Origin of the sequence: Actinomyces gaoshouyii (genome assembly GCF_002076915.1) — a bacterium.
Lineage (GTDB): Bacteria > Actinomycetota > Actinomycetes > Actinomycetales > Actinomycetaceae > Actinomyces > Actinomyces gaoshouyii.
In genome coordinates, this window is the sequence record NZ_CP020468.1 from 640,827 (window position 1) to 662,476 (window position 21,650).

Below are 21,650 nucleotides of genomic sequence, written 5' to 3' on the forward strand. Positions count from 1 at the left end.
TCGATAGTGTGTCATGCTTGTTTATGTCATTTTTTGGCCTGTCTGGGTGCTTGATTTTTTTGGTTGGGTGTCTTGGGTGGGTTGTGCTGTGGTGGTTGGCTTGTGCTGTTGCCTGTTTTGGGTGGTGGTGTGGGTTGGTTGCTGTGGCTTTTTTTGTTTGGCCTGTGCTGTTGCCTGTTTTTGGGTGGTGGTGTGGGTTGGGCCTGGTTTGTTTTTTCTGGGCTTGGCTTATGGGATGGATGCGCTTGGTCTGCCTTGTGTTTGGGGTGGGTTGGGTGTGTTTGTTTTGTGGGTTTTGTTTGGAGAGTTTGATCCTGGCTCAGGACGAACGCTGGCGGCGTGCTTAACACATGCAAGTCGAACGGTGAAGCCCTGGCTTTTGTTGGGGTGGATGAGTGGCGAACGGGTGAGTAACACGTGAGTAACCTGCCCCCTTCTTCTGGATACCGCCACGAAAGTGGTGTTAATACGGGATATTCTGGCTCTGTCGCATGGTGGGGTTGGGAAAGGTCTTTTGTCTGGTGGGGGATGGGCTCGCGGCCTATCAGCTTGTTGGTGGGGTGATGGCCTACCAAGGCTTTGACGGGTAGCCGGCCTGAGAGGGTGGACGGCCACACTGGGACTGAGACACGGCCCAGACTCCTACGGGAGGCAGCAGTGGGGGATATTGCACAATGGGCGGAAGCCTGATGCAGCGACGCCGCGTGAGGGATGGAGGCCTTCGGGTTGTGAACCTCTTTCGCTAGTGAAGAAGGCCTGCTTTTTTGGGTGGGTTGACGGTAGCTGGATAAGAAGCGCCGGCTAACTACGTGCCAGCAGCCGCGGTAATACGTAGGGCGCGAGCGTTGTCCGGAATTATTGGGCGTAAAGGGCTTGTAGGCGGTTGGTCGCGTCTGCCGTGAAATCCTCTGGCTTAACTGGGGGCGTGCGGTGGGTACGGGCCGGCTTGAGTGCGGTAGGGGAGACTGGAATTCCTGGTGTAGCGGTGGAATGCGCAGATATCAGGAGGAACACCGGTGGCGAAGGCGGGTCTCTGGGCCGTTACTGACGCTGAGGAGCGAAAGCGTGGGGAGCGAACAGGATTAGATACCCTGGTAGTCCATGCTGTAAACGTTGGGCACTAGGTGTGGGGGGCCTTTCCGGGTTTTCCGCGCCGTAGCTAACGCATTAAGTGCCCCGCCTGGGGAGTACGGCCGCAAGGCTAAAACTCAAAGGAATTGACGGGGGCCCGCACAAGCGGCGGAGCATGCGGATTAATTCGATGCAACGCGAAGAACCTTACCAAGGCTTGACATGTCGGTGTTGGTCGCGGAGACGTGGCTTCCCTGCTTTTGTGGGGCGCCGTCACAGGTGGTGCATGGTTGTCGTCAGCTCGTGTCGTGAGATGTTGGGTTAAGTCCCGCAACGAGCGCAACCCCTGTCCCGTGTTGCCAGCGCGTTATGGCGGGGACTCGCGGGAGACTGCCGGGGTCAACTCGGAGGAGGGTGGGGATGACGTCAAATCATCATGCCCCTTATGTCTTGGGCTTCACGCATGCTACAATGGCCGGTACAGAGGGTTGCGATGCCGTGAGGCGGGGCGAATCCCTTAAAGCCGGTCTCAGTTCGGATCGGTGTCTGCAACTCGACACCGTGAAGTTGGAGTCGCTAGTAATCGCGGATCAGCAACGCCGCGGTGAATACGTTCTCGGGCCTTGTACACACCGCCCGTCACGTCATGAAAGTCGGCAACACCCGAAGCCCGTGGCCTTATGGGGAGCGGTCGAAGGTGGGGCTGGTGATTGGGACGAAGTCGTAACAAGGTAGCCGTACCGGAAGGTGCGGCTGGATCACCTCCTTTCTAAGGAGTTTTTGGCCTCTCGTTTGTTATTGCCTGGTCGTGGTTGGCTGGGTTCGGGGGGTTGGGTGATGTGGGTGAGTGTGGCGCGCTATCGGGGTTCTGGGGCGGCATGCCGTTCCCTTTTGTGGGCCTGATGCTGGCTTGTCTCCCTTTGGTTGGGGGGTGGGTTGGTGTGTGGGTGGGTTGGTTGTGAACTGTATAGTGGGCGCGAGCATCTGCATGGTTCCGTGTTTGCTGTTTTCTTGGTGGGTTCTGGCCTGGTTTGGGTTGGGGTTTGCTGAGGGGGTGGTGTGCGGGGCTGTGTGTGATTTCGTTTGTTTTTGCTCTGTGTGTTTTGTGTGTTGTTTGTTTTTATGGGCGTTCGGTGGATGCCTTGGCATCAGGGGCCGATGAAGGACGTGGTGGCCTGCGATAAGCCTCGGGGAGCCGGCTAGCGGGCTGTGATCCGAGGGTTTCCGAATGGGGGGACCCGGCCGGGGTCATGCCCGGTCACCTGCGCTTGAATTTCATAGGGCGTGGGGGGTGACGCGGGGAAGTGAAACATCTCAGTACCCGCAGGAGAGGATATTCCGTGAGTAGTGGCGAGCGAAAGCGGATGATGGTTAAACCGTGGTCGTGTGATTACCCGGCAGGGGTTGCGGTTGCGGGGTTGTGGGGCATCGCCGTTCTCGTTTCTGCCGGAGCGGGGCGCAGTGAGAAAGCTTGTCTGGTAGCCGAACCTCCTGGGAAGGGGGGCCGTAGTGGGTGATAGCCCCGTAGGCGGAACTGGTGGGCCTGTGTGTGTGGTGTTCCCGAGTAGCACGGGGCCCGTGGAATCCTGTGTGAATCTGCCGAGACCACTCGGTTGCCTGAATACTTCCTGATGACCGATAGCGGATGAGTACCGTGAGGGAATGGTGAAAAGTACCCCGGGAGGGGAGTGAAAGAGTACCTGAAACCGGGCGCCTACGAGCCGTCAGGGCCCTTTTTTGGGGTGATGGCGTGCCTATTGAAGAATGAGCCTGCGAGTCAGTGGCGTGTCGCGAGGCTAACCCGTGTGGGGGAGTCGTAGCGAGAGCGAGTCCGAATTGAGGGCGTTTTAGTGGCGCGTCCTGGACCCGAAGCGGGGTGATCTACCCATGGCCAGGTTGAAGCACGTGTAAGAGCGTGTGGAGGACCGAACCCACCTCAGTTGAAAATGGGGGGGATGAGCTGTGGGTAGGGGTGAAAGGCCAATCAAACTCCGTGATAGCTGGTTCTCCCCGAAATGCATTTAGGTGCAGCGTCTCGTGTTGCCCGGCGGAGGTAGAGCTACTGGGTGGCTGATGGGCCCCACAGGGTTACTGACGTCAGCCAAACTCCGAATGCCGTTCGGGTGTGAGCGGGGCAGTGAGACGGCGGGGGATAAGCTCCGTCGTCGAGAGGGAAACAGCCCAGATCGCCGGCTAAGGCCCCTAAGCGCGTGCTAAGTGGGAAAGGATGTGCGGTCGCGCAGACAACCAGGAGGTTGGCTTAGAAGCAGCCATCCTTGAAAGAGTGCGTAATAGCTCACTGGTCAAGTGATCGTGCGCCGACAATGTAGCGGGGCTCAAGCACGCCGCCGAAGCCGCGGACCCGTCGCGTTTGTTCCTTTCCTTCCTTGTCCCTTTTTGGGCGGGTTGGGCAGGGGTGGCGGGTGGTAGGGGAGCGTCCTGCGCCGGGTGAAGCCTCGGGGTGACCCAGGGGTGGATGGCGTGGGAGTGAGAATGCAGGCATGAGTAGCGATACTAGGGTGAGAAGCCCTAGCGCCGAATGACCAAGGGTTCCAGGGCCAGGCTAGTCCGCCCTGGGTGAGTCGGGACCTAAGGCGAGGCCGACAGGCGTAGTCGATGGATGACGGGTTGATATTCCCGTACCGGTGTAGCACCGTCCATGCTGACGTGCGGGTGCTGACCCACGCCGCTGCTCACGTTGACTTGTGCTGGGGGCTTTCGGGTTCCTGGTGTGGGTTGTGGGTGGTGGTCTGGGGACCCTCCGTGCTGGTAGGCAAGCGCATTAACAGGGGTGACGCGCAGTGGTAGCCTCGCGGGCCTGATGGCTTGGCCCGTTCAAGCGTGCGGCCCGGTCCCTAGGTAAATCCGGGGGCTGCCTGCCCTGTGGGGTGGGAGGGTGAGGCGTGATGGTGACCCCGCTTTTTGGTGGGGGATAGTAGGGTGATCCTGTGGCGCCGAGAAAAGCCCCGGCGCGAGGTGCGAGCCGCCCGTACCCTAAACCGACACAGGTGGTCGGGCAGAGTATGCCTAGGCGCACGAGTGAATCATGGTGAAGGAACTCGGCAAAATGCCCCCGTAACTTCGGGAGAAGGGGGGCCTGAACCCTGAGACGGCTTGCCCGTTGGGGGGGAGGGTCGCAGAGACCAGGGGGGAGCGACTGTTTACTAAAAACACAGGTCCGTGCGAAGCCGCAAGGCGATGTATACGGACTGACGCCTGCCCGGTGCTGGAAGGTTAAGAGGATCTGTCAGCCCCTTTTTTTGGGGTGAAGCGGTGAATTCAAGCCCCAGTAAACGGCGGTGGTAACTATAACCATCCTAAGGTAGCGAAATTCCTTGTCGGGTAAGTTCCGACCTGCACGAATGGCGTAACGACTTCCCCGCTGTCTCCACCATGAGCTCGGCGAAATTGCAGTACGAGTAAAGATGCTCGTTTCGCGCAGAAGGACGGAAAGACCCCGGGACCTTTACTATAGCTTGGTATTGGCGTCCGCTATGGCTTGTGCAGGATAGGTGGGAGACTGTGAGGCCGTCACGCTAGTGGTGGTGGAGTCGTTGTTGAAATACCACTCTGGCCATGGCGTGCGCCTGAACCTGGGCCCGTGATCCGGGTCAGGGACAGTGCCTGGTGGGTAGTTTAACTGGGGCGGTTGCCTCCTAAAGTGTAACGGAGGCGCTCAAAGGTTCCCTCAGCCTGGTCGGCAACCAGGTGTTGAGTGCAAGTGCACAAGGGAGCTTGACTGTGAGACCGACGGGTCGAGCAGGTGCGAAAGCAGGAACTAGTGATCCGGCGATCCCGTGTGGGTGGGTCGTCGCTCAACGGATAAAAGGTACCCCGGGGATAACAGGCTGATCCTGCCCAAGAGTCCATATCGACGGCATGGTTTGGCACCTCGATGTCGGCTCGTCGCATCCTGGGGCTGGAGCAGGTCCCAAGGGTTGGGCTGTTCGCCCATTAAAGCGGTACGCGAGCTGGGTTTAGAACGTCGTGAGACAGTTCGGTCCCTATCCTCTGCGCGCGCAGGATACTTGAGAAGGCCTGTCCCTAGTACGAGAGGACCGGGACGGACGAACCTCTGGTGTGCCAGTTGTCCCGCCAGGGGCACGGCTGGTTGGCTACGTTCGGGACGGGTAACCGCTGAAAGCATCTAAGCGGGAAACCATCTTCAAGATGAGGTATCCATGCCCCTTTTTTTGGGGGGTGGGAGGTCCCCAGTGGATTACTGGGTTGATAGGCCAGGGGTGGAAAGCCTGTAAGGGCTATTGAGCTGACTGGTACTAATCGGCCGATACAATCAACATATTTAGCGCGCTGGCTTGTTCTTGCTTGTTTCCTTGTTGTGGGGCGGGTAGGGATGGTTGGTGCGTGTGCGGAGTTGTTTAGAATACGGCGGCGCGCCCACTATGCGGTTCATGACCAGCCCACAGCCCCCTCTTGTGTTTGTCCTCATGTTTTGTGTGGGGGTTGGGGGGTGGGTGATGTGAGCCTGTCTGCCATGGTGACTTGGTGGGTGGGTGGTGTATAGAGACGTCCCGGTGGTCATAGCGGGGGAGCCACGCCCGGTTTTCCTTTCCGAACCCGGAAGCTAAGACCCCCAGCGCCGATGGTACTGTCCTTGTTAAGGGGCGGGAGAGTAGGACACTGCCGGGTACTTGCTTGGAAGAGAGCAGGGAGACCCCCTGCGCGCCCGTAAGGGTGTGTTGGTGGGGTCTCTCTGTTCTCTTTCTTGTTTTTTGTGTTGTTGTTTTGTTCTCCCACACCCACCCACCCACACACACGCGGGGTGGGGGGTGGCTCAACGACGGCCGGCCCACACACGCACACCCGCCCGCCCGGGGGGCGCCTTCCCCCTCGGCGAGCCGTCTGACCCCCCCGGGGCGCCTCGCACCGGAGAAAACACCGCGCCCTCATCCACGCGGCTCACAGGACACACCACCACTGCCCGCGCAGGCCCGCACCGCACACGCGAGCCCAGATCGCCCCCCCACACCCAGCCACCACACCACAGCAACCCACATGGACGGGCTTGACATCACCTGTGGCGGGGGTAACAATGATCCTACCTAAATCGAATTAGGCAGGAGGTCAATGATGACTCAGCTCTCCCGACGCGGACTGCTGACAGGCGCCGTGGGGGTGGGCTCAGCGGCCCTCCTCGGCAGTCAGTGGTCACGTCTGATCGGGGCGGACATCCCGGGCCGCTACGACAACTCGCTGTCGATCGCGATCCTGGGGACCAACCAGGATGCGGCCGCGCGCAAGTCGCTCGTCGACGCCTTCACCGCCCAACATCCCGATATCCCAGTCCGGCTCCAGGCGGTTCAGGGCGCCGACTGGGCGGACTTCTTCGCCAAGATCCTCACCATGGTGGCAGCCGGCACGCCGCCCGATGTGTGCGTCGTGGCGACCGAGGGCGCCCAGCTCTTCGCCGAGAGGCTCGCCGAGCCCCTCGACGCCTACATCATCCGCGACGCCGCCGAGGTCAAGAACTACTTCGACGACGTTCACCCGAGTCTCGTCGAGGCGTTCATGTACAAGGGCTCCCTCTACCAGATGCCCATCGACTTCAACGCCGCCAACATGTACCTCAACACCGCGGCGATGGAGCGCGCGGGGGTGGCTTACCCCGCCACCAACTGGACGCAAGATGACTTCCTGGCGATGGCGCGCCAGATGAGGAGCTCCGCAGACACCGGATTCATCCCGTTCTACTGGACCAACCGGCTATGGGGAGGAGTGGTGCCGTGGCTCTACGCCAACGACACCAGCTTCCTGACGGAGAAGAAGGCAGACGGCGGCCAGTGGCTCTGGCAACAGTTCTACCCGGGCCAGGAGGACACCTATTCCGGTGGCTATCTCTGGGAGGCCTCGAACGCCTCCGACCCCCGTGTGCTCGAGTCCTTCGAGTTCCTGCGCGAGGCCGTGGAGGAGGGCCTGGGCACCAGCCCTGCCCAGGGCGGCGGCAACGAGCTCGTCGGGCAGTTCTCGGGCGGCTCCATCGGAATGACACCGGCGGGCGGCTACTGGGTCCAGGGCCTGACGGAGGCCGGGCTCGCACCGGAGGACTACGACGTCGCCTATTTCCCTCGGGGGCGCTCGCAGCGCCACCAGTTCGGCGCCGCCGGCTACGCCATACTCAAGACCTCCAGGCGCAAGGACGAGGCCTGGGAATGGGTGAAATTCTGCACCTCCCCGGAGGGCATGAGCCTGGCCTTCACCAAGCCCGACACCACGCCCACCCGGCGGTCCATGTGCAACGAGGCCCTCTACGCGGGGAAGGGGCCCGCCCACTGGAAGGTCTTCTACGACACCCTTGATGAGCATCCCTGCGCTCCCATTCCCGCGCCACCGCAGCAGGCCGCTGTTGAGACAGCGCTCATCAAGAACGTCCTGGGCGCGGTGACCGGCTCGGCCGGCGCCCTCCCCGGTGCCCTGGAGCGACTCGACGCCGATCTCACCCGAGCCCTGGAGGCATGACATGCAACGGAAAGTCCTCATTTGGTTGTTCCTCGCACCCACGGTGGTCGGGCTGGGCGTCTTCAGCTTCCTGCCGATCCTCGCCTCGATCGGTCTCGCCTTCTTCTCGTGGGACATCATCACGCCCCCGAGGTTCGTCGGCCTGGACAACTTCACCAGCATCGCCGCCGACCCGACGATCCGAGTCTCCTTCCTCAACACCATCGGCTTCGTCCTCGTCGCCGTGACCCTGCAACTCGCGGTCGCCCTGGCGCTGGCGGTCCTTGTCAATACGAGGATGCCCAGCATGGCAAGGTCGTTCTTCCGCTCGGTGCTCTTCTTCCCCCTCATCCTGTCCGCGGCCTCGGTCTCCATCATCATGACCTACTTGTTCAATGAGAACTTCGGCCTGGTCAACCACCTGCTCTCCATGCTCGGTGTCGGCAACGTCCCCTGGCTGACCTCCACAGGAGGGGCGATGGCGGTGGTCGTCCTGGTCTACGTGTGGCAGAACTTCGGGTTCTCGTTCCTGTTGTTCCTCGGCGGGCTCTCCTCCATCCCCAAGGATGTCTACGAGGCCGCCCAAGTCGATGGCGCCACGGGCTGGAAGCAGTTCTGGAGGATCACCTTCCCACTGGTCAGCCCCACAACCCTGGTTGCTTCCGTCATGGCGATCATCTCCGCCCTGCAGATTTTCGACCAGCCCTACGTTCTCACGCGAGGAGGTCCGGGGGACTCCACCCGCACCGCGGTCATGGTGATCTACGAGTCGGCGTTCAAACAGCTCCAGTTCGGCAGGGCCTCCGCGATCGGGATGATCCTGACCATCGTCATCATGCTGGTGACGGCGCTGCAGTTCCGCCTGTCCCGACGTTTCGTGTTCTACGGCTGAGGAGTCTGACCCATGAAGAAACTCGCCATCTACGCAGTCCTCGGCCTTGCAAGCCTGGTCACTCTCGCCCCAGTGATCTGGACGATCCTGGCCTCGATGCGGCCACCCGCCGAGTCGCTATCCGCCGACGGCTCCATCATCCCCAGCGCCTTCGACCTCTCCTCCTACTCGGCGGTGTTCAAGAAGGTCGACATGTGGCTGCTCATCCTCAACTCAGTGCTCGTCACCGGCGCGATCGCCATCGGGCAGATGCTCTCGGCCGCGATGGCCGGGTACGTCTTCGCCCGGTTCGAGTTCCGGGGCAAGAAGATGCTGTTCGCCTTCATCCTCGCTACGATGATGGTACCGATGCAGGTCACTATCGTCCCGGTGTTCATGCTCATCCGAGGCATGCACCTGGCCGACACCCTCGTCGCCCTCATCCTCCCGGCCATACCCACGGCCTTCGGGACCTTCCTCATGCGCCAGTACTTCCTCGGGCTTCCCGCGGAGCTGGGGGAGGCTGCCGAGCTCGACGGCGCGGGGGCGTGGCGCACCTTCCGCTCCATCTACGCCCCCCTGGCGATGCCGGGAATGGCGATCGTGGGGATCCTGGCCTTCAACTTCCACTGGAATGAGTTCTTCCGCCCCCTGATCCTCGAGATCAGCGAGAAGAACTTCACCCTTCCCCTGGGACTGGTGTCCCTCCAGGGCAATATGGGCACGGGGTCCGTGGCCACGGTCCTGGCGGGCGTCGTGATCTCGATGATCCCCGCGTTCCTCGTCTTCGCCTTCGGTCAGCGCACGCTGCGCGAGGGGCTGACGGCGGGATCGCACCGATAAGGAGGACCGGAACAATGGGCGCGCCCACCACGAGCTACCACCTGCGCCCCGCGAGGGGATGGCTCAACGACCCCAACGGCATCACCTGCGTCGACGGCGTCTGGCACGTGTTCTACCAGCACAATCCACACGCCCCCGTCCACGGCCATATCTCCTGGGGCCACGCCACCAGCAGGGATCTTGCCCACTGGAAGGACGAGCCCATCGCCTTCTCGCCGACGCTCGGCGGGCCCGACTCCTTCGGCTGCTGGTCGGGGGTGTTCGTGCCCGGGCATGACCGGCCCGCCGTCGCGTACTCCGGAGTCGTGGATGCCTCGGCCGGCTCGACGATCTGCCTGCGCTGGGGCAGCCCCGACCTGCGCGATTGGGGGCCGCCGGTCGTCGTGGGGCGCACCCCGAGTTCCGACGGCATCGTCATCATGCGCGACCCGTATGTGCTCGAGCACCAGGGCCGCCGGCTGGCGGTGCTCGGGGCGGGCCTGGCCGATGGCAGCCCCGCCATCGCTCTGTTCGACCGCGAGTGCGAGACCGACTGGCGCTATATCGGGCTGCTCGTCGACGACGATCCCCTGATCAGGCGGATCGGGAGCGCCGACATCTGGGAGTGCCCCCAGCTGTTCCCGCTCGGCGGGCGGTGGGTCCTGATCGTCTCCCTCCACCACCAGGGACGGCTCTGCGAGGTCGTCGCCGCCATTGGCGACCTCGCAGAGCAGGACGGGCGGCTCCGCTTCATCACCGAGAGAGCTCACATCCTCGACGACGGCGCCGACCTCTACGCTCCGCAGGTCGCGCTCGCGGATGCCGATCCTCTTCTCCTCGGCTGGGTGCGCCAGCCGGACCAGGACCCAGTGGTGCGCGACCACTCGGGTTGCCTCAGTCTTCCCCGGCGCCTGTCGTTGGTCGGCGGTGAGGTGCGCTCCAGGATCGATCTGGGCGCGGCCACCGCCCTCATCGGTGATGCGGGCGCGCTACCGGCCGGGCGGACTGTGCTCGCCGATCGGCGCTGGGTGATCGACGTCCTCGGGGACGGCGCGCGGCTCAGCCACCCCGTCCGGGGGGAGGTCGACCTGTCCCCAGGGGACCAGATCTGGGTCGATGGCGCCGTGCTCGAGCTCTACCGCTATTCGGGGATCCCTGCGACATGGCGCCATGACGAGCCATGGGAACTGCGCTGCGCCACCGATAGGACGGCCAGGGCCGCGGCCATCATCCCGCGAGTCCCCTGAGGGCCGCGCGCAGGAGCCGCTGGCTCGACGGCGATCGTCACGGCCGGGGCGGCGCCGTCGAGCCGCGGACCACGACAGGGCACTCCAGGATGCGATGGGAGGGGTCGGGCGTCTCCCCCCGGACAGCCTCCAGGGCCATCGCGACCGCGGTGGAGCCCATGAGGGCGTGGGGGAGAGCGACAGTGGTCAGCGGCGGGACGAGACTCTCCGCCAGTGCCTCCTGATCGTCGAAGCCGATGATCGACAGATCGTCGGGAACCGAGATCCCGAGGCGCGCGGCCGCCAGCAGCGCCCCGGCCGCGACCCGGTCGCAGGCGGCGAAGAGCGCCGTCGGCCGCTCCGGCTCCGGCGGGCCGAGCGCCTCCATCGCGGCGGTGTAGCCATCGTCGATCATCCACCCCCGGCCAACGAGCCGGGCATCGATCCCCCTCCGCCCGGCGGCGGCCCGGAATGCCCGCCAGCGGATCGGGCCCGAGACGTTCCCGACGTCGACCGGTCGCGCGCCGGGGGAGTAGTGCCCTCCCAGCATCGCTACGCGCCGATGGCCCAGGCCCGCCAGATGCTCGAGGGCGGCGGCGGCCCCACCGGCGTCGTCGGGGCTCACCGAGGGCCTGCTGGGGCGATGCGTGACGCAGTTGACGAGCACGAGGGGGACGCGGGATGCCGGGGGCTCGTCGAGCTCGGTGAATCCCATCGTCGCGTAGATGATGGCGTCGACCTGACGGCTCTCCAGGGCCTCGATCGCCTCCGCGGCCCGATCCATGCGGCCACCGAGGTCCATCATGAGCAGGGCGTCGCCGGCGGAGTTGGCCTCCTCAGTCGCCGCGGCGAGGAGCCTGCCCCCGAAGGGCGAGGATGCGAAGGCATCGGTGACCAGCCCGATCGAGTTGGTCGAGTTCCTCCGCAGGCTCTGCGCGACATGGTTGGGGCGGTAGCCGAGCTCCTGCGCCGCCCGCAGGATGCGCTCACGCGTCGCGGGCGAGATATTGCCCTCGTCGCGGCCATTGAGCACGAAGGACACGGCGGTCGTCGACACTCCCGCGGCGGTGGCCACATCCGCGGCGCGAACACGCGACTGCTGTTCGTTGCCTGTCATGCCGCATATGGCACCAGGGCCCCCTCGCGCTGTCAATCCGCCGGGTGCCCCGCGCCCCGGCGCCTCATGGGGAGACGTGCTCAGCGCCACGCGACGCACTGGTCCTTCGGGCCCTACCCGGGCCAGCGGTGTCAGGGCAGCATAACGGCGTGAATGAGACGCCTCCTCCCACCGATCCTCATGGCCCCCAATCCGGTCTCGACGCCGATAGGCTGATGCAGCAGTCCGAGGTGGTCCTCCACCTCGGCAAGCTCATGCTCGCCGCCGGTGCCGGCTCCTACCGGGTGAAGTCGGCGATGGCCAGGGCCGCCTCCGCCGTCGGCATCGACCGCCACCAGGCGACCGTCACCATGACGGAGCTCGTCACCTCCTCCTACGAGGGGGAGCGCTTCCGCACGGAGGCCGCCGAGGTGCGCCGCGTCGGCGTCAATGTCGATCGGCTCGAAGCGCTGCGCCGCATCGTCCACGATCTGCGTGCGCACGAGCGCGTCGAGATCCTGGAGGCCAAGCTCACCGAGGTCGAGTCGATGCGCGGGCTCTACGGCCCCATCACCAATGCCCTGGCCTCCGGCGTCGCCTGCGCAGGGTTCTGCTTCCTCAACAAGGGAGGATGGGCCGAGTGCCTCGCGGTGCTCGTCGCCGCGGCGCTCGGGCAGGCGGTGCGCCGGGCCATGCTCGTGCGCCATATGCAGCACTTCTACGCATGGCTCGTCAGCGGCGTCATCGCATCCACCCTCTACATGGCGGTCATCGCCGGGCTCAGCACCGCCGGGCTCATCTCGCCGGGGCACCAGGGCGGGATCATCTCCGCAATCCTCTTCCTCATCCCCGGCTTCCCCATGGTCACCGCCATGCTCGACCTGTTCCGCCAGGACTTCTCCTCCGCGGTGTCCCGCATGTCCTACGTCATCATGGTCATGATGGCGGCCGGCGTCGCCGTCTGGACCGTCACCTCCATCGCCGACTGGGACGTCACCGGCACAGCGGCCCCCACCCCCGAAGGACCGCTCCTCTACGGCCTCCGGCTCCTGTGCTCCTTTGTCGCCGCCTACGGCTTCGCCGTCCTGTTCAACGCGCGGGCGCGCGCCTGCCTCATCTCCGCGATCATCGGAGCCGTGGCGAACACGGGCAGGCTCGTCCTCATCGACGTTCACCACGTTCCGTGGCAGATGGCCGTGGGGCTGGCCGCCGTCGTCATCGGCCTGCTCGCCCAGGCCTTCGTCTCGCGGGCCTCCCTGTCCCGCGTGGCGCTGTCCGTGCCGGCGGTCGTCATCATGATCCCCGGTGTCCCCTTCTACCGCGCGATCTCCGCGCTCAACGACCACACGGTCGACACGCGGGTGGCCGTCGGCCAGGCGGCCGCCAGCATCGCGGAGGTCCTCTTCGTCATCACCGCCATCGGCGTGGGCCTCGCGCTGGCCCGCATCATGACGGACCGCAACTGGCGCCACGACATGCCCACCTCCGGCATGATCGAGTTGCCGGAGCCCGAGGGCGACTGAGAGCGGCCCGCGCCGGTAAGAAGCACCGACGAGGAGGGCCCGGGCTCACCATGAGTGAGCCCGGGCCCTCCTCGCGCCCGCAGGCCGCGCCTCACAGGCCGCCGAGGATCTGAGCGATGAGGATCTTCACGATCATGGCCACGGGGTAGACCATCGCGTAGCCCAGTGCCACCCGGGGGTCGGCCCCGGTGCGCTCGTTGGCGAAGGCCAGCACCGCCGGCTGGGTCTGCGCCCCTCCGATGAGCCCGGACAGGCGCGTCCCGCCCATCTTCACGATCCAGCGCATCGAGGCGTACAGGCCCATGCCGACGATCGTCGTGATGACGAAGCCGGTGAGCAGGATCTTCCACCAGTCGCCGCCGGTGAAGGCGTCGGCAATCTGGCCGCCCGCTTTCGTTCCCGCCTGGGCGAGGAAGACCAAGAGCCCGAACTCGGCGAGCACGGCCGTGGCGGTGAAGGGGATCGCGGTCACGAAGCCCTTGATGCGCCCGATCCGGCCGAACACGAGTCCGACGAGGAGCGTGCCGGCCGCCGAGCCGATGGAGAACGTGGCGCCGGAGGGGGTGAGGATCTTCCACTCGCCGATGACGATGCCCAGGGCCATTCCCAGGCCGAGCGCGATGGGGTTGAGCGAGGACAGGCCCCGCGCCGAGTCCCCGAAGAACTTCGATACCTCGGCCATCCGCCCGGTCGGGGCGACGACGCGCACGCGGTCCCCCTGCTGGAGGACCAGGTCCGGGGTGCCGACCATGTCGACGTCGCCGCGCCGCACGCGCGAGATCGTCGCGCCGAAGCGGTGGTCGATATCGAGGTCGGCCAGGGTGCGGCCGGCGAGCTTCGGGTCCGAGACGGTGATGCGCCGGAAATCGAGGTACTTGCGATCCTCGATGAGGGAGTGCGACGAGCCGTGCCCCAACTCCTTGATGACCTGGTTGACGGCGTCCTGGGTGCCGACGACGGTCACCAGGTCGTCCTCGAACACGCGGTCCTCGCCCGAGGGGCGAGTGATCGGCCCGGTCTCGCCGCGCCGCAGGCGCGAGAACTTGAGCTCCCCGGAGATCCTGGCCGCGATATCGGCGATCATCGGGCCGTCGGAGCGCTCCACGCGGATCGTGCGGTTGGCCAGGGGCGAGGGCTTGTCACGGTCCGAGCTGCGGTAGCGCAGGGCCAGGAGGCTGAAGAACAGCATCCCGATGACGCCGTACAGGTAGGCGACGGCGTAGCCGACCGTGGCGATGGCCGCGCCGTCGGGATTGCCCGAGAGAGTGGCGGCGTTGCCCGCGGCGGCCAGCGCCGGCGTGTTGGTGAGCGCCCCGGCGAAGGTGCCGGCGATCTGGGCCGAATCCATGCCCAGGATGTGGCCCAGGCCCAGGCCGGCGCCCGCAGCCACGAGGAAGAAGAACAGCATGAGCGCCAGGGGCCCCGCCGCGGTGCGCAGCACGTGGAAGAAGTTGGGGCCCGATTGGATGCCGATGGCGAAGGTGAAGATCGCCAGGCCGAGCGTCCCCAGCGGGGCCGGGATCGTGATCTCGACCTGCTGGGAGATCCCCCAGGCCGCCAGGGCGATGCCCGCGAAGAGGACGGCGGCCGCGCCCAGGCTGACCCCCCGCACCTTGATATGGCCGACGAGCATGCCCAGCCCGATGAGCAGGAACAGCACGAGAACCGGGTTGTCGTGCAGATGGGTGAGTAGTCCGTGGGTCACGATGGTCGTAGCCTTCCGGTCCTGCCCGGCCTCGGCGCGCAGGGTCGTCATTGAGAAGCGGTCATGTCCGGGGCGATGTCCCCTTGCCCGCCGGTGGCGCCCGGCGGATGCCCTGACATTCTTTCATCAACGGGCCCATATCTGATGACGGACCAAAGGCGCAGTGAGCCCGGGAAGGGGAGTGAGACAGGACGCACGGCCATCTCCCGCAATCCGTGATTCCATGATATGGGACGATCGGTCTCTGATATGACTCGCTTCGTGGACTGCCCTACGGTGGTCCCAGCCGGCGCCGTGCCGGGCGGACCGACCGATAGGAGGGTGATGATGGCGCGCCAGGACACTCCGACTGCCGCTGTCCCCGAGGTGATGACGGGCGCCGAGGCCCTTGTCCGCTCTCTGGAGGAGCTCGGCGTCACCGACATCTTCGGCATGCCGGGCGGCGCGATCCTCCCCTTCTACGACCCGCTGCTCGCCAGCCCCACGATCCGCCACATCCTCGTGCGCCATGAGCAGGGTGCCGGGCACGCCGCGGAGGGCTATGCGCTGGCCACCGGCAAGCCGGGCGTGTGCGTGGCGACCTCCGGCCCCGGGGCGACCAACCTCATCACCGCCATCGGCGATGCGCATATGGACTCCGTGCCCATGGTCGCCATCACGGGACAGGTGGTCGCGGGTTCCATCGGGACCGACGCCTTCCAGGAGGCCGATGTGATCGGCTCGACGATGCCCTTCGTCAAGCACTCCTTCCTGGTGTCCGACTCCGCGGAGATCCCCGAGCGCATCGCCGAGGCCTTCCACCTCGCCTCCACGGGCCGCCCGGGCCCCGTCGTCGTCGACGTCACCAAGGATGCCCAGATGGGAACCGCCGAGTTCCACTGGCCGCCCCAGTTGCGCCTGCCCGGGTACAGCCGGCCCGGGCGCCCCAACCAGCGGCGCATCGAGCAGGCCGCCGAGCTCCTCGCCCACGCCCAGCGCCCCGTCCTCTACCTCGGCGGGGGCCTGGCCCGGGCGGGCATCACCACCGCGGCGCTCACCGAGCTCATCGACACCCTCGGAGCGCCCTTCGTCACCACGCTCACCGCGCTGGACATCATGCCGACCGACCACCCCCTCCACCTGGGGATGCCGGGCATGCACGGCACCGTGCCCGCCGTCGGGGCGCTCCAGAGGGCGGATGCCGTCGTCAGCCTCGGCGCGCGCTTCGACGACCGCGTCACCGGCAAGCCCGACACCTTCGCCCGGCGCGCTGCCGTGATCCACGTCGACATCGATCCCGCTGAGATCTCCAAGATCCGCACTGCGGACGTGCCGATCGTCGGCGACCTCGTCGACGTCGTACCCGCGCTCACCGCGGCGATCGCCGCGCAGGGCGAGGAGCGCGTGAGCCTGGAGCCGTGGGTGGCCGAGGTCGGCGACGTCCGCCGCCGCTACCCCATCGCCTGGACCGACACCGACGACGGCGTCCTCCAGCCCCAGGAGGTCATCACCCACCTGGCCGCCGGCGCCCCCGAGGACACGATCTGGGCCACCGGCGTCGGGCAGCACCAGATGTGGGCCGCCCACTTCCTGAGCTTCAACCAGCCCCGCTCCTGGCTCACCTCGGCGGGGGCCGGCACCATGGGGTACGGCGTGCCCGCCGCCATGGGCGCCAAGGTCGGCCGACCCGACCGGCCCGTGTGGCTCATCGACGGCGACGGCTGCTTCCAGATGACCAACCAGGAGCTCGCCACCTGCACCCTCAACGCGATCCCGATCAAGGTCGCCATCATCAACAACTCCTCGCTCGGGATGGTGCGCCAGTGGCAGACCCTCTTCTACGGGCAGCGCTACTCCAACACGGACCTGCACACCGGCGCCGGAACCCGGCGCATCCCCGACTTCGTGGCCCTGGCGCAGGCCTACGGCGCCGTGGGCCTGCGCTGCGAGCGCCTGGAGGACCTCGACGAGGTCATCGAGAAGGCCAACGCCATCAACGACCGCCCCGTCGTCGTCGACTTCATCTGCTCGGCGGACGCCCAGGTCTGGCCGATGGTCGCCGCGGGCGTGTCCAATGACGAGATCCAGCACGCCCGGGGCATGAGCCCGGCGTGGGAGGAGGAGTGAGCCCTATGAGCGCAGCCAGTACTGCGGGCGCGCCGAGCGCCGCGAGCACGATGCACACGCTGTCCGTGCTGGTCGAGGACACCCCGGGCGTCCTGACCCGCGTGTCCGCACTGTTCACCCGTCGTGGCTTCAACATCCACTCCCTGGCCGTGGGCCCCACCGACACTGACGGCGTCTCGCGCATCACCGTGATCGCCAATGCCGAGGGCCGCGCCATGGAGCAGGTGACCAAGCAGCTCAACAAGCTCGTCAACGTCCTCAAGATCGTCGAGCTCGATCCCGCCACCTCGGTGGAGCGCGAGCTCTACCTCATCAAGGTGCACGCCGACGATGCCAACCGCACCGCCGTCCTGCAGATCGTCGACCTGTTCCGCGCGCATGTCGTCGATGTCTCCCCGAGCTCGGTGGTCATCGAGACCGTCGGCTCGGAGTCGAAGGTCCGGGCGCTGCTGACCTCCCTGGAGCCCTACGGGGTCAAGGAGATCGTGCAGTCCGGGACGGTCGCGATCACACGCGGTCCAAGATCCATCACCGATCAACTCAAGGAGAAGTGACCCACCATGGCAGCAGAGAAGTTCTACGACGACGACGCGGACCTGTCCGTCATCGCCTCCAAGAAGGTGGCCGTCATCGGCTACGGCTCCCAGGGCCACGCCCACGCGCTCAGTCTGCGCGACTCCGGGGTCGAGGTCGTCGTCGGCCTGCGCGAGGGCTCGAAGTCCGTCGCCAAGGCCGAGGAGGCGGGGCTCACCGTCAAGCCGATCGCCGAGGCCGTCGCCTGGGCGGACGTCGTCGTGGTCCTCGCCCCCGACCAGGTCCAGGCCACCCTGTACTCCCAGGAGATCGAGCCGAGCATCAAGCCCGGCTCCGCCCTCCTGTTCTCCCACGGCTTCAACATCCACTACGGCTACATCAAGCCCGGCGCGGATATCGACGTCATCATGGTCGCCCCCAAGGGCCCCGGCCACACGGTGCGCCGCGAGTTCGAGGCCGGCCGCGGCGTGCCCGTGCTCGTGTGCGTCGAGCAGGACGCCACCGGCACCGCCTGGCCGCTCGTGCTGTCCTACGCCAAGGCCATCGGCGGCACCCGCGCCGGCGCCATCAAGACCACCTTCCGCGAGGAGACCGAGACCGACCTCTTCGGCGAGCAGACCGTCCTGTGCGGAGGCGTCTCCAAGCTCATCGAGTACGGCTTCGAGACGCTCGTCGAGGCCGGCTATCAGCCCGAGATGGCCTACTTCGAGGTCTGCCACGAGATGAAGCTCATCGTGGACCTCATCAACGAGGGTGGCATCTCCAAGCAGCGCTGGTCCTGCTCCGATACCGCCGAGTACGGCGACTACGTCTCCGGCCCGCGCGTCATCACCCCGGACGTCAAGGAGCATATGAAGGAGGTCCTGGGTGATATCCAGAACGGTTCCTTCGCCAAGCGCTTCATGGATGACCAGGCCGCCGGCGCCCCGGAGTTCAAGAGGCTGCGGGCTGAGGGCGAGGCCCACCCGATCGAGGCCACCGGCCGCGAGGTGCGCTCCATGTTCGCCTGGCGCGCCGAGGTCGACTCCGACTACACCGAGGGCTCCGTCGCCCGCTGACCGCGTGCTGAGCGCCCGTCGCAGCACGACGCGTCCCCGGGCGACCCTTGGCCGCCCGGGGACGCGTCGTGGTGGGAGGGGCGGGCGTCAGCCCCGCCTGCCCTGAGCGACGAGTTCGGAGGTGTTCTGCGCGGCGCGAATGAGTGCGACGGAGGCCTCAAGGCCCAGACGGGCGAGGATGACGTAGAGGAACGCCGGGATCCAGCCGAGCAAGAGGACGACGACTCCGGTGGAGGCGTCGTCGGAGAACGCGCTGAAGACCATCACGAGCCAGACGACGACGCACGCCGCCATGACGGCGACGTAGATGACCTTGGCGAGGGTCAGGGTGATGTAGTTGGAGAACGATAGGTCGAACAGGGCCTTGAAGAATCCGGTGGACTGGCTCTGATCCCGGGCGTATCCAGGTGCCTGCTGCGCGTAGGCCGGGGGCGCGTAGCCCGGAGCGGCGGGGACGGGCGGGACCTGCTGGGCGTACGGCTGGCCGTAGGGCTGGGCGGCAGCGCCTGCGGCGGGGGCGGACGGGTACGCGTCGTAGGCGCTAGGCGCGCTGGGGTTGCTCGGCTCGGGAACGGGAGGGTTCTGCATCGGTAGCTCCTGGTAGGGGAGGCGGCTGTCTTGCCGCGCCGGCCTCATGATAGGTAGCCTCGTGCAGTTGCGGGGGACGCTTCGCGAAGTCGTGATCTCATGTCGCTGCGATGGCGCTCCGCCGGAATGCGGACGGTGCGTCTCGCATCGTGACCAGGAGTCGTAGCCTGTGGCCATGACTGAGGCTCGCACCACCATCAAGCTCGCAGTGATCCCCGGCGACGGCATCGGCAAGGAGGTCGTCCCCGAGGGCCTCAAGGTCCTCGACGCCGCCCTGGCCGGCACCGGCACGACCATCGAGCGCACCGATTTCGACCTCGGCGCCGAGCGCTGGCACGCCACGGGCGACACCCTCACCGACGAGGACCTCGCCGCCATCAAGGAGCACGACGCCATCCTCCTGGGCGCAGTCGGCGACCCCTCCGTGCCCTCCGGCGTCCTGGAGCGCGGCCTCCTCCTGCGCCTTCGCTTCGAGCTCGACCACTACGTCAACCTGCGCCCGGCCAAGCACTACCCGGGCGTGCCCACGCCGCTGACCGAGCCCGGGGACATCGACTTCGTCGTCGTGCGCGAGGGCACAGAGGGCCTCTACTGCGGCAACGGCGGCGCTGTGCGCGTGGGAACCCCCCACGAGATCGCCACCGAGGTCAGCGTCAACACCGCCTTCGGCGTCGAGCGCCTCGTGCGCTACGCCTTCGAGCGGGCCAACGCCCGCCGCCGGCGCCTCACCCTCGTCCACAAGCACAACGTCCTCGTCCACGCGGGCCACCTGTGGCGGCGCGTCGTCGAGTCCGTCGCAGCTGACTACCCCGAGGTGAGCGTCGACTACTGCCACGTCGACGCCGCCACCATCTACATGGTCACCGACCCCGCCCGCTTCGACGTCATCGTCACCGACAACCTCTTCGGCGACATCCTCACCGACGAGGCCGGCGCCATCACCGGCGGCATCGGCCTGGCCGCCTCCGGCAGCATCAACCCCGACCGCGTCTTCCCCTCCATGTTCGAGCCCGTCCACGGCTCGGCCCCCGATATTGCGGGCCGGGGAATCGCCGACCCCACGGCCACGATCCTGGCCGCCGCCCTCCTGCTGGAGCACATCGGCGAGCCCGATGCCGCCGCGCGGGTGAGCGCCGCCGTCGACGCCGACATGGGCACCCGGGCGCGCGCCAACGAGGAGGGCGGTCCGCTGACCCGTTCGACCAGCGAGATCGGGGACGCGATCGCCGCAGCACTGCGGGCCTGAGCCGCCGGAGCCCGCCTCCGGGACGCGGCGTCGCCGCGGCGGCGATATCGGGGGCCACCGCGGTGGAGACGGCGCAAGACGGCCAAGACGGCATGCGAGACCCCCTGTCCGGTCAATGAGAACGGACGTAGGGTGTGCCCATGCCTGAGACCACCGCTGCGATGCCGCGCTCCCCGATCGACTCCCTCACGTCCCCGTTGGCCCGCGCCGCGGAGGTCCCCGTCCCCACTGCGGACGAGCTCGCCGACCGCTTCGCGCTCGCCCCCAACCCCGCGCCCGCCAGCGAGGCGGAGCGGACCGAGCGCCTCGCCAACCCCGGGTTCGGATCCAGCTTCACCGACCATATGGCCCACGCCCGCTGGATCGCCGGGCGGGGTTGGACCGATCATGGCATCGTCCCCTTCGCGGATATCAGCCTGTCCCCAGCGGCGGCCGTCCTCCACTACAGCCAGGAGGTTTTCGAGGGCATCAAGGCCTACCGCCACGCCGACGGCTCCGTGTGGACCTTCCGGCCCCGGTACAACGCCGCCCGCATGGCCGCCTCCGCCCGCCGCCTGGCCATGCCCGAGCTTCCCGAGGAGGACTTCATCGCCTCCCTGGTCGGCCTCGTGCGCGCCGACGCCGCCTGGGTCCCCTCCGGCGAGGGCGAGTCCCTCTACCTGCGGCCCTTCGCCTTCGCCTCTGAGGCCTTCCTTGGGGTCCACTCCGCCGGCATCATCGACTACTACGTCATCGCCTCGCCGTCGGGCGCCTACTTCACGGGCGGACTGACACCCATCAGCATCTGGGTCTCCAGCGACTACCACCGCGCCGGTCGGGGCGGCACGGGCGCGGCCAAGACCGGCGGCAACTACGCCGGCTCCCTCCTTCCCCAGCAGATCGCGGTCGAGCACGGCTGCGACCAGGTCTGCTTCCTCGACGACATCACCCAGACGAATATCGAGGAGCTCGGCGGCATGAACCTCATGGTCGTCGACGCCGATGGCACCGTGCGCACGCCCCGCCTGACCGGCACGATCCTCGAGGGCTCCACCCGCTCGGCGATCCTGCGCCTCCTGGCGGATTCCGGACGGCGGGTCGTCGAGGAGACGATCAGCCTGCAGGGCATGCTTGACGGCATCCGCTCCGGGGCCATCAGCGAGGTCTTCGCCTGCGGGACCGCGGCCGTCGTCGTCCCGCTGGGCCGTCTCAAGGGGGAGGGCTTCGAGGTCGAGCTCGGCGGGCACGAGGTGACCAGTGAGATCCACTCCCGGCTGACCGCCATCCAGAACGGCACCGAGCCCGACCCCTACGGATGGATGTACCGGCTCGCCTGAGCCGCGGCTCCATCCCCCGACCCTCCCCACCC

The 21,650-nt window shown here is 66.6% G+C and carries 13 protein-coding genes and 3 rRNA genes; 13 read left to right on the forward strand and 3 right to left on the reverse strand.

The genetic code is table 11. The annotated features are described in order from the left end of the window. Positions 1-296: 296 nt before the first annotated feature. From B6G06_RS02550 to B6G06_RS02580, 7 genes are all read left to right on the forward strand, one after another. Positions 297-1,840: ribosomal RNA gene (locus B6G06_RS02550) — 16S ribosomal RNA — on the forward strand. Positions 1,841-2,179: 339 nt separating this feature from the next. Further along, a 23S ribosomal RNA gene (locus B6G06_RS02555) occupies positions 2,180-5,373 on the forward strand. A gap of 229 nt (positions 5,374-5,602) precedes the next feature. Next, a 5S ribosomal RNA gene (gene rrf / locus B6G06_RS02560) occupies positions 5,603-5,721 on the forward strand. The 16S, 23S and 5S rRNA genes sit together here, the layout of an rRNA operon. Before the next feature lie 441 nt (positions 5,722-6,162). Further along, on the forward strand, positions 6,163-7,548 hold the full coding sequence (locus tag B6G06_RS02565) for an ABC transporter substrate-binding protein (RefSeq protein ID WP_081170840.1): 1,386 nt from the start codon (positions 6,163-6,165) through the stop codon (positions 7,546-7,548). A 25-nt stretch (positions 7,549-7,573) separates the two neighbouring features. Continuing rightward, positions 7,574-8,419 (forward strand): carbohydrate ABC transporter permease, encoded by an 846-nt coding sequence (locus B6G06_RS02570; protein WP_229657980.1) that lies wholly within the window; start codon positions 7,574-7,576, stop codon positions 8,417-8,419. Between the two features lie 12 nt (positions 8,420-8,431). Further along, complete coding sequence (locus tag B6G06_RS02575) at positions 8,432-9,241, forward strand: carbohydrate ABC transporter permease (protein ID WP_080463356.1); 810 nt, start codon at positions 8,432-8,434, stop codon at positions 9,239-9,241. 14 nt (positions 9,242-9,255) lie between these two features. Next, positions 9,256-10,467 carry a glycoside hydrolase family 32 protein gene (locus B6G06_RS02580; RefSeq protein ID WP_081170842.1) on the forward strand — a complete coding sequence of 404 codons (1,212 nt, stop codon included), beginning with the start codon at positions 9,256-9,258 and terminating at the stop codon, positions 10,465-10,467. A gap of 37 nt (positions 10,468-10,504) precedes the next feature. On the opposite strand, the gene B6G06_RS02585 is transcribed toward B6G06_RS02580, so the two are convergent. Then, a complete protein-coding gene (locus tag B6G06_RS02585) occupies positions 10,505-11,563 on the reverse strand; it encodes a LacI family DNA-binding transcriptional regulator (protein ID WP_125898875.1) in 1,059 nt (352 codons plus the stop codon). 215 nt (positions 11,564-11,778) lie between these two features. On the opposite strand from B6G06_RS02585, the gene B6G06_RS02590 reads away from it, so the two are divergent. Continuing rightward, positions 11,779-13,065 carry a threonine/serine exporter family protein gene (locus B6G06_RS02590; protein ID WP_080463353.1) on the forward strand — a complete coding sequence of 429 codons (1,287 nt, stop codon included), beginning with the start codon at positions 11,779-11,781 and terminating at the stop codon, positions 13,063-13,065. Between the two features lie 91 nt (positions 13,066-13,156). Here B6G06_RS02590 and B6G06_RS02595 read toward each other — a convergent pair whose 3' ends face one another. Next, positions 13,157-14,821: an aspartate:alanine exchanger family transporter gene (locus tag B6G06_RS02595; protein WP_080463352.1), complete on the reverse strand. Its 1,665-nt coding sequence runs from the start codon at positions 14,819-14,821 to the stop codon at positions 13,157-13,159. Between the two features lie 276 nt (positions 14,822-15,097). Between B6G06_RS02595 and B6G06_RS02600 the strand changes: the two genes are divergently transcribed. From B6G06_RS02600 to ilvC, 3 genes are read left to right on the forward strand one after another with little or no spacing between them, the layout of a single operon-like run. Further along, complete coding sequence (locus tag B6G06_RS02600) at positions 15,098-16,876, forward strand: acetolactate synthase large subunit (RefSeq protein WP_080463366.1); 1,779 nt, start codon at positions 15,098-15,100, stop codon at positions 16,874-16,876. 5 nt (positions 16,877-16,881) lie between these two features. After that, entirely contained in the window at positions 16,882-17,430 is a 549-nt protein-coding gene (gene ilvN / locus B6G06_RS02605) for an acetolactate synthase small subunit (RefSeq protein WP_188640742.1), read from the forward strand. A gap of 6 nt (positions 17,431-17,436) precedes the next feature. Beyond that, positions 17,437-18,468, forward strand: coding sequence for a ketol-acid reductoisomerase (ilvC, locus tag B6G06_RS02610; protein ID WP_080463351.1), 1,032 nt, complete (start codon positions 17,437-17,439; stop codon positions 18,466-18,468). 87 nt (positions 18,469-18,555) lie between these two features. Here the strand turns inward: ilvC and B6G06_RS02615 are convergent, their stop codons facing one another. Further along, positions 18,556-19,056 carry a DUF4282 domain-containing protein gene (locus B6G06_RS02615; RefSeq protein ID WP_081170846.1) on the reverse strand — a complete coding sequence of 167 codons (501 nt, stop codon included), beginning with the start codon at positions 19,054-19,056 and terminating at the stop codon, positions 18,556-18,558. A 175-nt stretch (positions 19,057-19,231) separates the two neighbouring features. On the opposite strand from B6G06_RS02615, the gene B6G06_RS02620 reads away from it, so the two are divergent. Together B6G06_RS02620 and B6G06_RS02625 are read left to right on the forward strand one after the other, a co-directional pair. Continuing rightward, positions 19,232-20,302 (forward strand): 3-isopropylmalate dehydrogenase, encoded by a 1,071-nt coding sequence (locus B6G06_RS02620; protein WP_081172158.1) that lies wholly within the window; start codon positions 19,232-19,234, stop codon positions 20,300-20,302. Between the two features lie 140 nt (positions 20,303-20,442). After that, entirely contained in the window at positions 20,443-21,618 is a 1,176-nt protein-coding gene (locus tag B6G06_RS02625; RefSeq protein WP_080463349.1) for a branched-chain amino acid aminotransferase, read from the forward strand. Positions 21,619-21,650 lie beyond the last annotated feature (32 nt).

What these genes read in the sequence shown, in the direction of transcription:
- B6G06_RS02615 (WP_081170846.1), bottom strand. Translation starts at nt 19,056, where the DNA reads ATGCAGAACCCTCCCGTTCCCGAGCCGAGCAACCCCAGCGCGCCTAGC.
- ilvC (WP_080463351.1), top strand. Translation starts at nt 17,437, where the DNA reads ATGGCAGCAGAGAAGTTCTACGACGACGACGCGGACCTGTCCGTCATC.
- B6G06_RS02625 (WP_080463349.1), top strand. Translation starts at nt 20,443, where the DNA reads ATGCCTGAGACCACCGCTGCGATGCCGCGCTCCCCGATCGACTCCCTC.
- ilvN (WP_188640742.1), top strand. Translation starts at nt 16,882, where the DNA reads ATGAGCGCAGCCAGTACTGCGGGCGCGCCGAGCGCCGCGAGCACGATG.
- B6G06_RS02580 (WP_081170842.1), top strand. Translation starts at nt 9,256, where the DNA reads ATGGGCGCGCCCACCACGAGCTACCACCTGCGCCCCGCGAGGGGATGG.
- B6G06_RS02565 (WP_081170840.1), top strand. Translation starts at nt 6,163, where the DNA reads ATGACTCAGCTCTCCCGACGCGGACTGCTGACAGGCGCCGTGGGGGTG.
- B6G06_RS02585 (WP_125898875.1), bottom strand. Translation starts at nt 11,563, where the DNA reads ATGACAGGCAACGAACAGCAGTCGCGTGTTCGCGCCGCGGATGTGGCC.
- B6G06_RS02600 (WP_080463366.1), top strand. Translation starts at nt 15,098, where the DNA reads ATGGCGCGCCAGGACACTCCGACTGCCGCTGTCCCCGAGGTGATGACG.
- B6G06_RS02620 (WP_081172158.1), top strand. Translation starts at nt 19,232, where the DNA reads ATGACTGAGGCTCGCACCACCATCAAGCTCGCAGTGATCCCCGGCGAC.
- B6G06_RS02590 (WP_080463353.1), top strand. Translation starts at nt 11,779, where the DNA reads ATGCAGCAGTCCGAGGTGGTCCTCCACCTCGGCAAGCTCATGCTCGCC.
- B6G06_RS02595 (WP_080463352.1), bottom strand. Translation starts at nt 14,821, where the DNA reads ATGACGACCCTGCGCGCCGAGGCCGGGCAGGACCGGAAGGCTACGACC.
- B6G06_RS02575 (WP_080463356.1), top strand. Translation starts at nt 8,432, where the DNA reads ATGAAGAAACTCGCCATCTACGCAGTCCTCGGCCTTGCAAGCCTGGTC.